Source organism: Streptomyces sp. Isolate_45 (genome assembly GCF_024721315.2).
GTDB lineage: Bacteria > Actinomycetota > Actinomycetes > Streptomycetales > Streptomycetaceae > Streptomyces.
On the sequence record NZ_JANFAK020000209.1, the window covers coordinates 1 to 13,005 of the forward strand.

The following is a 13,005-nucleotide window of genomic DNA, read 5'->3' on the forward strand; positions in this document are numbered from 1 at the left end:
TACCATCCGCACCCGCCGCGAACGCCTTGATCCGACCATCGGCGGCAAGCCCCCGCTGACGGCTGAAGTCGATGAAGGCATCGGGGGTGGACATCACGGTGACACCGCCGGCGAGCGCCATGGAGCACTCGCCCTGACGGAGCGCCTGCACCGCCAGGTGCAGGGCGACGAGCGACGACGAGCAGGCGGTGTCGACCGTGATGGCCGGGCCTTCCAGCCCGAACACGTAGGAGAGACGACCGGAGACCACGCTCGCGGCGTTGCCCGTGCCGACGTGGCCTTCAAGGCCGTCGGCCTCGCCCGCGACCAGGGAGAGGTAGTCCTGGCCGTTGGTGCCGACGAAGACGCCCGCCCGGCTGCCCTTGAGGACGGCGGGGTCGATGCCGGCGCGCTCGAACGCCTCCCACGAGGTTTCCAGCAGCAGGCGCTGCTGCGGGTCCATGGCGAGGGCCTCGCGCGGCGAGATGCCGAAGAAGTCGGCGTCGAAGTCGGCGACGTCATAGAGGAATCCGCCCTCGCGGGCGTACGAGGTGCCCTGCGAGCTCGGATCGGCGTCGTAGAGGGCGTCGAGGTTCCAGCCGCGGTCGGCCGGGAATTCGGCGACCGCGTCCGTGCCCCGGGCGAGCAACTGCCAGAGGTCTTCCGGTGTGCGGACACCGCCGGGGAAGCGGCAGCTCATCGCGACGATCGCGATCGGATCGGCGTCGGTCGGCGCGGGCGTCGGCAGTGCGGAGTCCGCGACCGGCGTCCCGCTGCCCCCGAGTTCGCCCCGCAGGTACTCGGCGAGCGCCGATGAGGTCGGGTAGTCGTAGACGAGGGTGGTGGGGAGCTTCAGTCCGGTGGCCGCGCCCAGACGGTTGCGCAGGTCCACGGCGGTCAGGGAGTCGAACCCGAGCTCCTTGAAGGCGCGTTCGGCGCCGACGGCGTCCGATCCGTCGTGTCCGAGGACGGCGGCGACCTGCGTACGGACCAGGGCGAGGAGCTCCCGGTCCTGCTCGGCCCGAGGCAGCTCGGCGAGCTTCGCGAACGTGGCTCCCGCGACGTCGGCGCCCGTCACGACGGTGCCGTGTCCGGTGATCGCGGCTTCGCCCGTGGCCGCGGCGGTGAGGAGGTCGAGGACCAGCGGGTTGGGTCGGACGGCGGCCACGACGGCCGCGAAGCGGTCCCAGTCGATGTCGGCGACGGTGAGGGAGGTCTCACCGGCACCCACGGCTTGTGCCAGAGCGGCAATCGCCGCGTCCGGGGCCATGGGCGGCACGCCCTCGCGGCGCATCCGGGCGTCCATCGCCTCGTCGGCGGCCATACCGCCGTCGGCCCACGGACCCCAAGCGATCGACGTCGCGACCAGACCGGCCGCGCGGCGCTGCACGGCCAGGGCATCCAAGTATGCGTTCGCGGCGGCGTAGTTGCCCTGACCTGCCGCACCCACGGTCCCGCTCATCGAGGAGAACAACACGAACGCCGAGAGTTCGATGCCGAGCTCGACGGTCAGCTCGTGCAGGTTGAGCGCGGAGACCGCCTTGGCCCGCAACACGCTCTCGAACCGCTCCGGCGTCAGCGCATCCAACACCCCGTCATCGAGAATCCCGGCGGTGTGCACGACCGCGGTCAGCGTGTCCGCCTCGGCCGCCAGGACCAGACGCAGCGCATCCCGGTCGGCGGCGTCACACGCCACCACCGAAACCTCCACACCCAGCCCCGACAACTCCGCCACCAGCTCGGCAGCCCCGGGCGCGTCCGCGCCCCGACGGCTGCTCAACACCAGACGCGAAGCACCCGCCCCGGCCAGCCACCGCGCGACCCGACCACCCAGGGCGCCCGTACCACCGGTCACCAGGACCGTCCCGGACGGCGCCCAAGAACCCGCATCACCGGCCACCGCACGCACCAGACGACGCCCGAAGACACCGGAGGAACGAACCGCGACCTGATCCTCACCAGCAGCACCACCGGCCAGGACACCCACCAGCCGGCTCATCGCCCGCTCGTCCCACACCTCGGGAAGGTCCACCAGACCACCCCAACGCTCCGGAACCTCCAGAGCGGCCACCCGACCCAAACCCCACACCTGCGCCTGAACCGCCGACACGAGCCGATCCGAACGACCCACACTCACCGCACCACGCGTCAGGCACCACAACGGCGCCCCCACCCCGGCATCACCCAACGCCTGCACCAGAGCCGCCGTCGCAGCGACACCGGCGGCCTCATCCAGGGCGAGCAGCGACACCACACCGGCCACAGCCCCCGCACCGGACAGCAGCCCCGCCAGAGCCTCCCGATCGGTGCCGGACTCCACCACCACACGCTGGGCCTCGGCCCCGCGCCCGACCAGCGCACCCACCACGGCCGTGTCGTCCACGCCCTCGGACGGAACCACCACCAGCCAGGACCCGGACAACCGCCCACCGGCACCGGCACCGGCACCCGCACCCGCATCCGTCAGCGGCTTCCATGCGTCGCGGTAGCGCCAACCGTCCACCGTGGACCGGGTCCGTACGCGGCGGCGCCAGGCCGACAGGGCGGGGACGACGTCGGTCAGCGGCTGCTCGCCGTCCGCGTCCAGTTCGAGGGTGGCGGCGAGCGCGGCCACGTCCTGGAGCTCGACCGCGTCCCAGAACGCACTGTCGGCCGGGTCGGTCCGGTGCGCGGGTGCCGTGGCGGGCTCGGCGGTGGGGGTGCGGGCGTCCATCCAGTACCGCTGTCGCTGGAAGGCGTACGTCGGCAGCTCGACGCGCCGGGCGCCGCTACCGGTGTAGAGGGCGCTCCAGTCGACCGCCGCGCCCCGGACGAACATGCGGGCGACGGCATCGAGCAGGGTGGCCGGTTCGTCGCGGCCGGTACGCAGCGCTGCGGCGAAGGCCTGGGTCGGGGGGCCTTGCGGATCGGTGAGCAGGCAGTCCTGTGCCAGGGCGGTGAGGACGGGGTCGGGGCCGAGTTCCAGGAAGGAGTCGGCGCCGCGTGTCTGGAGGGTGCGTACTCCGTCGAGGAAGCGGACGGCTTCGCGGACGTGGCGGACCCAGTGCTCGGGGTCGGCCAGTTCGGTGGCGGTGGCCGTGGTTCCGGTGAGGAGGGAGACGACGGGGATGGCGGGCGGGGCGTAGTCGATGACCTGGGCGATGCGGCGGAACTCGTCAAGCATGCCGTCCATGTGCGGGGAGTGGAAGGCGTGGCTGACGGTGAGGTGCTTGGTCTTGCGGCCTTGTGTCTCGAAGGCCTTGGCGAGGGTGGTCGCGGCGTCCTCGTCGCCGGCGATCACGATGGATCGCGGGCCGTTGACGGCGGCGATGCTCACGCGGTCCGTCAGTAGCGGCAGGACCTCGTCCTCGGACGCCTGGACCGCGATCATGACGCCGCCCGCCGGGAGGGCCTGCATCAGGCGTCCGCGTGCCGCTACCAGGGCGCAGGCGTCTTCCAGGGAGAACACGCCCGCGACGTGTGCGGCGGCGATTTCGCCGACCGAGTGGCCGGCGACGAAGTCGGGCTTGACGCCCCACGATTCGATGAGCCGGTGGAGGGCCACCTCGATGGCGAAGAGTGCGGGTTGGGTGTAGCCGGTCTGGTGGAGGAGGGCGGCTTCGGGCGTGCCTTCCTCGGCGAACAGGACGTCGAGGAGGGGGTGTTCGAGTTGTTCGTCGAGGTACCAGCAGGTGTCGTCGAGGGCGTCGGCGAACACCGGGTAGGTGTCGTACAGTTCGCGGCCCATGCCGAGGCGTTGGCTGCCCTGGCCGGTGAACAGGACGGCGAGGCGTCCGGTGGCGGGTTCGCCGTGGATGACGGAGGGTGCTTCGGCCCCTTCGACGAGGGCGCGCAGGCCGTGCGTGAGTGCGGTGCGGTCGTCGCCGAGGATCACGGCCCGCTGGTCGAAGCGGCCGCGGGTGGCGGCGAGGGAGTGGCCGATGTCGAGGGGGTCGGTGTCGGGGCGGGTGTCGAGCCAGTCGGCGAGGCGGCGGGCGGCGGCGCGCAGGGCTTCGGGGGTCTTGGCGGACAGGGTCCAGGGCAGTGGGCCGGCGACCGGCTCGGCCGGGTGCCCGGTCGGGTGCTCGGTCGGCTGGTCCCCGGTGTCCTGCGGCGTTTGCGTTTCTCGCTCACGGTCCTCGACCGGCGGCTCTTCGATGATGGCGTGTGCGTTGGTGCCGCTCATGCCGAAGGAGGAGACGCCTGCGCGGCGCGGGGTGTCGGTGGTGGGCCATTCGACGGGTCGGGTCAGCAGGTTGACGGCTCCGGCCTCCCAGTCGACGTGCGGGGTCGGCTCGTCGATGTGGAGGGTGCGGGGAAGGACTCCGTGCCGCATCGCCATGACCATCTTGATGACGCCGGCGACGCCGGCGGCGGCCTGGGTGTGGCCGATGTTCGACTTCAGGGAGCCCAGCCAGAGGGGTCGGTCCGCCGGGCGGTCCTGGCCGTAGGTGGCCAGCAGGGCCTGGGCCTCGATCGGGTCGCCGAGGGTCGTGCCGGTTCCGTGCGCCTCCACGGCGTCGACTTCCGCGGCCGACAGGCCGGCGTTGGCGAGTGCCTGGCGGATGACGCGCTGCTGGGCGGGGCCGCTGGGTGCGGTCAGGCCGTTGCTGGCGCCGTCCTGGTTGATGGCGGTGCCGCGGACGACGGCCAGGACGCGGTGGCCGTTGGCGCGTGCGTCGGAGAGGCGTTCCACGAGCAGCATGCCGGCGCCTTCGCCCCATGCCGTTCCGTCGGCGGCGGCCGCGAAGGGCTTGCAGCGGCCGTCGGGGGCGAGGCCGCGCTGGCGGCTGAAGGAGACGAACGAGCCGGGGCTCGCCATGACGGCGACGCCGCCGGCGAGTGCGATCGAGCATTCGCCGGTGCGCAGGGCCTGGACGGCGAGGTGGAGGGCGGCCAGGGAGGAGGAGCAGGCGGTGTCGACGGTGACGGTGGGGCCTTCGAAGCCGAAGGTGTAGGCGATGCGGCCGGAGGCGACGCTCGCGGCGTTGCCGGTGAGGAGGTAGCCCTCGAACCCGTCGGTGGCGTCCTCCAGGCGGGGGCCGTATTCCTGGGTTTCGGCGCCGACGAAGACGCCGACCTGGCCGCCGCGGAGTCGGGCGGGGTCGACTCCTGCCCGGTCGAAGGCCTCCCAGGAGGTTTCCAGCAGCAGGCGTTGCTGCGGGTCCATGGCCATGGCTTCGCGGGGGGAGATTCCGAAGAATGCGGCGTCGAATTGGTCGGCGTCGTGGAGGAATCCGCCTTCGCGCGCATAGGTGGTGCCGGGGCTGTCGGGGTTCGGATCGTACAGGGAGTCGAGGTTCCAGCCGCGTCCGGTGGGGAATTCGGAAATGGCGTCGGTGCCGGTGGCGACGAGGTCCCAGAGCGCTTCGGGGGAATGCACGTCGCCGGGGAACCGGCAGCCGATGCCGACGATGGCGATGGGCTCGTCGCTGCTGATGGCCGCGGTGACGGGGGTTTCGGCGGGGGTGGTCAGGCCCAGGAGCAGGGTGTGGATCCGACGGGCGAGGTGGGCGGGGGTGGGGTGGTCGAAGGCCAGGGTGACGGGTAGCCGCAGGCCGGTGCCGGCGACGAGGCGGGCGTGCAGGTCGACGGCGGCGAGGGAGTCGAAGCCGAGGTCGAGGAAGGAGCGGTGGGCGTCGAGCGCGGTGGGTGCGTTGTCACGGAGCGCGGCGATCACCAGGGTGGAGACCCAGTCGAGCAGGGCGGTGTGCTGCTCGCCCTCGGTGAGGCCGGTGAGGTGTTCGCGCCACCGTTCGGGGCTGTCGCCGCTGCTGACGTCCTGGGTTCCGCCGGCCTCGGGGGCGCCGTCGATTTCGTCCGCGAAATCCTGGGATTCGTTCAACATCGCGCGCTCCATCACTCCGTGCAGAGAAACCTAAGACCGGTTATGACCCTGGCACGTGAAAGGTGCCGCAGAAACCCCTAACGGGCCCCTAGGGGCCCCTATGCGGTGGCGCTGCGGAATGCGCGATGAATATGCGTGTGCGACCGGATCATAATGCCCTTGGAGTGGGGGCAATTGCAAGAATTCCGGGGATCGGTTTCCGTGGCCGTCGGAGACGGGTGCGGGCCGGCAGGGGTGTTCCCCCGCCGGCCCGTGCTCGTTCGCGACGGCCACGGTGCTACATGCGGATCTCGGGTCGGTAGACGTCCAGCCAGATCGCGGTGTCCAGGGCCCGTTCCAGTCCGTTGCGGGCGGCCGGGGTCAGGCTCTCGGGGGTTGCCAGCACGGTTTCGCCGAGCCAGTCGCGGCTGACGATCTGGAAGACGGGGCCGTCGTCGCCGAGGAGTTCCTTGGCGTTCTGCTGGAGTGCCTTGGCGTAGCGCCAGTCCTGGATGACGGGGTAGGGGCTCTTGGTCCGCTCGATCACGGATCGCGGGAGCAGGTTCTCGGTGGCGCTGCGCAGCAGGCTTTTCTCCCGGCCGTCGTAGGTCTTCATCGACCAGGGCGTGTTGTAGACGTACTCGACGAGGCGGTGGTCGCAGAAGGGCACGCGGACTTCGAGTCCGACGGCCATGCTCATGCGGTCCTTGCGGTCGAGCATCATCCGCAGGAAGCGGGTGAGGTGCAGGTACGACATGACACGCATGCGTTGTTCGTGGGGGGTCTCGGAGTCGACGCGGCCGATCTCGGCGAGGGCGGTGGCGTAGTTGTCGGCGACGGTTTCCAGGGGGTTGAGCGCGATGAGGGTGTCGAGGTTGTACATCTCGACGGGCTGCGTGTTGGGGGTGGCGCCGATCATGCCCGCGGTGATCCAGGGGAAGGTGTCGCTTTCCTGGACGGTGGGGTTGTGCAGCCAGCCGTATCCACCGAAGACCTCGTCGGCGGCTTCGCCGGACAGGGCGACGGTGGACCGTTCGCGGATGGCTTTGAACAGGAGGTAGAGGGAGACGTCCATGTCGCCGAGGCCCGCCGGGCTGTCGCGGGCGATGACGACCTGGCGGCGTACCTCGGGGTCGGCGACGGAGGCGGGGCTGAGCACGATGTCGGTGTGTTCGGTACCGGCGTGGCGGGCCATGGCGGAGGCGAAGTAGGCGTCGTGGCTGCCGTGGACGCCGGTCGGGACGAAGTCGTCGGACTCTCCGCTGAAGTCCACGGCGAAGGTGTGCAGGGGTAGGCCCTGGGCGGCGCGGTGTTCGGCGGCGATGCCGGTGACGGCGCTGGAGTCGAGGCCGCCGGAGAGCAGGACGCAGGTGGGGACGTCGGCGACGAGTTGGCGGCCGACGCTGTCGTCGAGGAGTTCCCGTACGTGTTCGACGGTGGTGTGGAGGTCGTCGGTGTGTTCGTGGCTTTCCAGCCGCCAGTAGGTGTGGCTTCGGATGCCGGCCCGGTCGACGGTGACGACGGTGCCCGGCACCACTTCCTGTACGCCGTCCCAGATGGTTTCGCCGGGCGGTCGGTTGAAGGCGACGAACTCGCGCAGGCCGCGGGCGCTGACGATGGGCTTGGCCAGCGGGTTGGCGAAGATCGCTTTGGGTTCGGAGGCGAAGAGCACGCCGTCGGTGGTGGGGTGGTAGAAGAGCGGCTTGACGCCCATCCGGTCGCGGATCATGACCAGTTTGCGGGTGCGGGCGTCCCAGATGGCGAAGGCGTACATGCCGTTGAGCTTCGGGGCCATGGCCTCGCCCCACTCCAGGTAGGCGTTGAGCACGACCTCGGTGTCGCCGGTGGTGCGGAAGTGGTGGCCGCGTCCGCGCAGTTCCTGGCGGAGCTCGACGAAGTTGTACACCTCGCCGCTGTAGGTGAGGGCGACACGGCCGTCGGGGGTGGTGGCGTGCATGGGTTGTACACCACCGACCAGGTCGATCACGGCGAGCCGTCGGTGGCCGAGGGCGGCGGGGCCTTCGATCCACCTGCCTCCGGCGTCGGGCCCGCGCCCGGTCAGCGTCCGGACCATGTGGTCCAGGGTCGTGGACTCCTGGGCCAGATCCCGGTCGTAGGCGATCCAGCCGGCGATGCCGCACATGTGGTGCTCCTCAGTCTCGCGGCGCTTCCTCTCGACGCCCGACGGACGCGCCTGTCGGCCTCGACGCTAGGTCCGGGCCACGGCGGCCCACATCCCCTACGAGCCCCTAACGCAAAGCGCAAGGCAAGTCGAGGTAACGGGAGTTCATGGTCGGAGAGGCTGAGGTAAAGCGCCAATAAAGGGAACCCCGGTGCTGCGACAAGAAGGTATCGCTACACAAAAGGGGAGGGGCGGCCACCAGGACCGCCCCTCCCCCGCACGCCCGGCTCCGCCGGGTGACTGCCTGTCGGGCTACCGTCTGCCGGCCCCCGCCGGGACCCGTTCGATGAACGGGGCCAGCAGGCCGGGTACGGCGTCCTCCGCGAAGGCGAGGCCGTCGGAGACGGCCACGTCGCGCACCTTGTACACGCCGTTGCCCGCTGCCGTGGCCGCTCCCAGGGTGAGCAGGCCCGCCCGGCGTTGGAAGACGGATCGGGTGATGGACCAGCCGATGATCCCGTCGCGCTGGAGGGCCGCGGTGCGGCGGGTGAAGGTCCCGGCGCGGGTGACCAGGTAGGGGCCGTGGACGGCGTGGCCGAGGTTGCGGTAGGCGTCGAAGGCGAAGGCCAGGCCGACGGAGAACACGACCAGGGCGGTGATCCAGCCGGTGTGCACGAGCACGGGGGTGAGCCACAGGCCGAGCCCGATGAAGGGCGCGCCGATCAGGGCGGACCAGATCAGGGCGCGGTTGATCCTGCGCCGCAGGGCGGCGCGGGGGTGCGGTGCGAGGTCCGCCTCGGTGGTCGGGGAGACGCGCTCGCCGAGGACGTCGGCGGCGATCCGGCGGGCCAGGGCCAGGGGCACGGGCGGGGTGAGGCGGCTGCGGCTGCTGTTCTCGTCCTCGTCGCCGAGGCCGCTCGCGACGGCCTTGAGGCGGGCTCCGCCGGCCCAGCGCAGCAGCAGCGGCTCGGCCACCTCGGCGCCCCGCAGCCGCTGTTCCTCGATGCTGACGGAGCGGGTGATGAGCAGGCCGCGGCGGACGCGGAGCATGCCCGTCTCGGGGCGGTCCAGGTGGTAGCCGCCCCAGCCCTCTATGAAGGTGGCCGTCGATCCGGCGACGCCGGTCAGGACGATGACGGCGAAGGCGAGCAGCAGGCCGTACCAGAGCGGTACGGAGCCGAAGCGCTCCTCGATGTCCTTGACGATGCCGAGTTCGAGGGGGTCGACCTTCATCTCGTGCAGCGTGCGGTACACGGTGCCGACGGCGATGAAGACACCGCCGACGCCCCACAGGGTCAGCGGCGCGTACCGCAGCCACGCCCAGTCGAGCGCGGCGAGGGTGGCGTCGGTTTCGGGGTCGGCGGTTTCCAGGCCCTGGCGGGCGTGGCGGAGTTCGCTCAGCCGGCGGCGCAGGGCCTCGGCGTCGTGGGTGCTGAGGCCGTCCAGGGACAGCCCGCCGCCGGAGGTGGCCTGGTCGCCGGTGGAGACCTTCAGGGAGGTGAGGCCGAAGATCCGGTGGAGGGGGTTGGCGGTCAGGTCGACGCTGCGGATGCGGTCGACGGGGATGGAGCGCTCGCTGCGGAAGAACCGTCCCTTGTGGAGCTCCACCCGGTCTTCGGTGATGCGGTACCGGGTGGTGAGCAGGCGCATCAGGCTGATGCCGGAGATGACGAGGCAGGTGATGAGGAACGAGGCGAAGGTGATCAGGACCTGGAGGGTGATCTCGCCGGTGATCAGGGTGGTGGCGGCGAAGGTGGCCAGCGGTGTGGCCACGACGCTGAGATTGACGAGGAACAGTCGGGGGTTGAGGCGCCCCCAGCCGTCGCTCTCGGCGTGCTCCTGCTGTCGTACCGCGGTGTCCGATGTCACGTGGCGTCTCCCGGTACGGCCTGGGTGGACGTGGTCAGCTGCTCCACGAGTTCGGTGGCGGTCCGATGGTCGATCCCCTTGATCTTCACGGCGCCCGCGGAGGAGGCGCTGGTGACGGTGATCCCTGAGAGTCCGAACATCTGCTGGAGCGGGCCGCGGAGCATGTCGACGGTCTGGACGCGGGAGAGGGGAACCACCCGCCACCTCTGCCAGAGCCAACCCGAGGCGGCGTAGACGGCTTCCTCGGTCATCTCCCAACGGTGCACGCGGTAGCGCCACATCGGCATGACGCCCATGTACAGGAGGCCGGGAACGAGCGCGACGAGGAAGAGGGGTCCGAACACGAAGCGTGCGGGCGCGATGGTGAGCCACAGCACGCCGAACACGATCGGGAGCGGCAGGGCGAAGAGGGACGACTGGAGGGTCCACCAGCCGATGGCCCGGGTCTCGACCCGGTTGCGAGGAGGACGGAGCCTCAGTTCTTCGTTGTGCAGCACTGCGTCACCCTTGTTCCTGGAACGATGTCGATCGGTCGGTGTCCGTTGCCGTGGCGGCCCGTACGGCGCGCAGCCGGGACAGCAGGACCGCCGTCCGGGCCGCCACCGCCGACAGCGACATCAGCGCGAGCGCGCTCACGAGCACTTCGCTGCCGCTGAGTTGGTAGCCGGTGGTCAAGCGGGCCGTCTGGGGCCCGAACCAGTGCTCGCAGCCGTACGCGAAGAGGATCTGGACTCCGGTGAGGAGGATCCAGACCGCAGCGTAGCCCGCGCCGCCGGTGCTGCGGATGTCTCCCGCGAGGGCCCGGTGGGCCGGCAGCAGGGAGCCCGCCGCGAGTCCGCAGATGGCTCCCACCCCGATGCCGGCGAGGTGCAGGGACGTGTCGTTGCCCGCCGTCGGAAAGGAGTGTACGCAGGCACCGATGACGAGCACGGCCACCAGTGGGGGGCACGCGATCCTCACGCGGGTGACGCGCCGGCTGCCGGAGTCGGTCGCGAGGATGACGGCCAGGATCGCTCCGCAGGTGAGGAGCGCCGTCGTGAACTGGCCCACGTGAACAACCCCGTCCTTCCCGATGTCCGCGACGACCCGTCGTCGCGGATCCCTTCCGCTGCCTCCAACGTAGGGCGGGGCGCGCGCGCCCGGTGCCGACCGATCGGTGGGCGCGGCTGTCAACCGATCGACGGACACCGGTAGGGCTCGTGGTAGGACTGGTTCCGTGCACATGTACACGCAGGAGGACGTTCCGCGTAACGTCCGGGGACGCGGGCTGGACTCGGGGGTCCGCTGGTTCGGTCTGTGGGACGGCTATTTCGCCGTCTCCTACCTCGTCACGGTCGTTCTGCTGTTCACCTCGGACGAGGATCAGGTCCGCCGGGCCTTCGCCATCGGCGCGCTGACGCTGATCGTGCCCTGGTACGCGGGTCTCGGTCGCAAACCGATGATCCGGCGGACGCACGGTCGGCGCAACTTCGTGTTCGCCGCCGGCCTGTTCCTGCTGTTCGCGTTCTCCGGCACCCTCGACCTCGGCGGATCCTTCGCGCTGTTCGCGGTGGTCCCCATGCTCATGATGAGCCTGCCGATGCCGCCCGCGATCGTGTTGGTCGTCCTGGCCAACCTGTGGCCGGTGACGGTGGTGTGGCTGCGCGGCGGCCAGTTCGACCCGCACATCCTCTCGGTGCTGCCCATCTCGCTGCTCGGCACCGCCCTGTCGGTGCTGCTCGGGGTGTGGATCACCCGCGTGGTGCAGCAGAGTTCGGAACGTGCCGTGTTGATCGATGAGTTGCGGCGCAGCCGGGAGCGGGAGGCCCACCTGTCCCACCAGGCCGGCATCTCGGCCGAGCGGGAGCGCCTCGCGCGGGAGATCCACGACACCCTGGCGCAGAGCCTGACCAGCATCATCAGTCTGGTGCAGGCGGCCGAGTCCGAGGTCGCGGTCAATCCCGAGCGGGCGCGGTCGCGGCTCGGGTTGGCCGGGCGGGTCGCCCGGGACAGCCTGGACGAGGCCCGCGGCTTCGTCTCCAAGCTGACCCCGCCGGCGCTGCGGGAGAGCTCCCTGATGCAGGCCGTACGCCGGCAGGCCGACCTGCTGATGGAGGAGACGGGCCTGACCGTGCGGTGCACGGCCCGGGGCGAGGAGCAGCCGCTGCCGATGGCCGTCAGCGTGGTGCTGCTGCGCTCGGCGCAGGAGGCGTTCGCCAACGTGCGCAAGCACGCCGGGGAGGCCCGTAGGGTGGACGTACTGGTGGCGTACGCGCCGGAGGCGGTCCGGCTCGTGGTCCGCGACGACGGCGCGGGATTCGACGCGGAGGCCTGGCGCGGCGCCCCGCCGGCCGGCGGCGCCGAGGACGGCGGGAACGGCGCGCGCGGCGGTTTCGGGTTGCGCGGGATGCGGGCCCGGGTGAGGGAGATCGGCGGCATGGTGCAGATCGACAGCGACCCCGGAGCGGGCACGACCATCGAGATGACGGTGCCGCTGGGCCCGGTGGGAGAGGAGCCGGACGATGAGTGAGCGCGAGCCGATCGGGGTGTTGCTCGCCGACGACCATCCCGTGGTCCGGGAGGGCCTGTCCGCCATGCTGGAGCTCGACGAGGGCATCCGGGTCGTGGGCCAGGCCGGTTCGGGTGAGGAGGCGGTGCTCCAGGCCGGCCGGTTGAAGCCGGACATCGTCCTGCTCGACCTGCGGATGGGCGCGATGGACGGGGTCGCGGCGACGGGGCACATCCTGCGGGAGTCGCCGCGGACCAAGGTGGTCATCGTGACCACGTACGAGGACGACGCCGACATCCTGCGCGCGGTGGAGGCGGGCGCGGCAGGATACCTGCTCAAGGGCAGTTCCCGGGACGAGCTGGTGCAGGCGGTGAAGGCGGCGGCCCGCGGTGAGACGGTGCTGACGCCATCGCTGGCGCCGAAGCTGTTCCGGGCGCGGGTGGTGGAACAGCCGGTGTTGTCGGAACGGGAACGCGAGGTGCTGCAACTGGTCAGGCAGGGCCGGACCAACGCGGACATCGGGCGCCGGTTGTTCATCAGTGAGGCGACGGTCAAGACGCACCTGCTGCGGTCGTTCAAGAAGTTGTCGGTGTCGGACCGCACGGCGGCGGTGATGGCCGCCCTGGAGCGGGGCCTGCTGCCCTGACGGACGCGCCTGCGGGCGGCGGGGCCGACCGCACCGGGGGTTTCGGGCGGGACGCCGACGGCACGACGCGGGGGCCGGGCGCCCGGGGTCGCACG

Annotated in this window: 7 protein-coding genes; 2 read left to right on the plus strand and 5 right to left on the minus strand. The window is 71.2% G+C overall.

All coding sequences use genetic code 11. The features are described 5' to 3' along the window. From NOD94_RS36770 to NOD94_RS36790, 5 genes are all read right to left on the minus strand, one after another. Positions 1 to 5,806, minus strand: a 5,806-nt coding sequence (locus NOD94_RS36770) for a type I polyketide synthase (RefSeq protein ID WP_281210581.1), incomplete at its 3' end; no start/stop codon positions are given. Between the two features lie 277 nt (positions 5,807 to 6,083). Further along, positions 6,084 to 7,928 (minus strand): asparagine synthase (glutamine-hydrolyzing), encoded by a 1,845-nt coding sequence (asnB, locus tag NOD94_RS36775; protein WP_281210582.1) that lies wholly within the window; start codon positions 7,926 to 7,928, stop codon positions 6,084 to 6,086. A gap of 291 nt (positions 7,929 to 8,219) precedes the next feature. Then, entirely contained in the window at positions 8,220 to 9,776 is a 1,557-nt protein-coding gene (locus NOD94_RS36780) for a PH domain-containing protein (protein WP_281210583.1), read from the minus strand. Then, positions 9,773 to 10,273 (minus strand): PH domain-containing protein, encoded by a 501-nt coding sequence (locus NOD94_RS36785; protein ID WP_281210584.1) that lies wholly within the window; start codon positions 10,271 to 10,273, stop codon positions 9,773 to 9,775. The genes NOD94_RS36780 and NOD94_RS36785 overlap by 4 nt, the downstream gene beginning before the upstream one ends. 4 nt (positions 10,274 to 10,277) lie before the next feature. Further along, positions 10,278 to 10,826 (minus strand): hypothetical protein, encoded by a 549-nt coding sequence (locus NOD94_RS36790; RefSeq protein WP_281210585.1) that lies wholly within the window; start codon positions 10,824 to 10,826, stop codon positions 10,278 to 10,280. Positions 10,827 to 10,998: 172 nt separating this feature from the next. Between NOD94_RS36790 and NOD94_RS36795 the strand changes: the two genes are divergently transcribed. Next, the gene (locus NOD94_RS36795; RefSeq protein WP_281210587.1) at positions 10,999 to 12,285 is read left to right on the plus strand and encodes a sensor histidine kinase; all 1,287 of its coding nucleotides are present in this window, start codon (positions 10,999 to 11,001) and stop codon (positions 12,283 to 12,285) included. Then, positions 12,278 to 12,910: a response regulator transcription factor gene (locus NOD94_RS36800; RefSeq protein ID WP_281210586.1), complete on the plus strand. Its 633-nt coding sequence runs from the start codon at positions 12,278 to 12,280 to the stop codon at positions 12,908 to 12,910. Before NOD94_RS36795 ends, NOD94_RS36800 begins: the two co-directional genes overlap by 8 nt. The last annotated feature ends 95 nt before the right edge of the window (positions 12,911 to 13,005 follow it).

Excerpts from the sequence above, each read along its gene's own strand:
- asnB (WP_281210582.1), bottom strand. The coding sequence starts at position 7,928 with ATGTGCGGCATCGCCGGCTGGATCGCCTACGACCGGGATCTGGCCCAG.
- NOD94_RS36795 (WP_281210587.1), top strand. The coding sequence starts at position 10,999 with ATGTACACGCAGGAGGACGTTCCGCGTAACGTCCGGGGACGCGGGCTG.
- NOD94_RS36800 (WP_281210586.1), top strand. The coding sequence starts at position 12,278 with ATGAGTGAGCGCGAGCCGATCGGGGTGTTGCTCGCCGACGACCATCCC.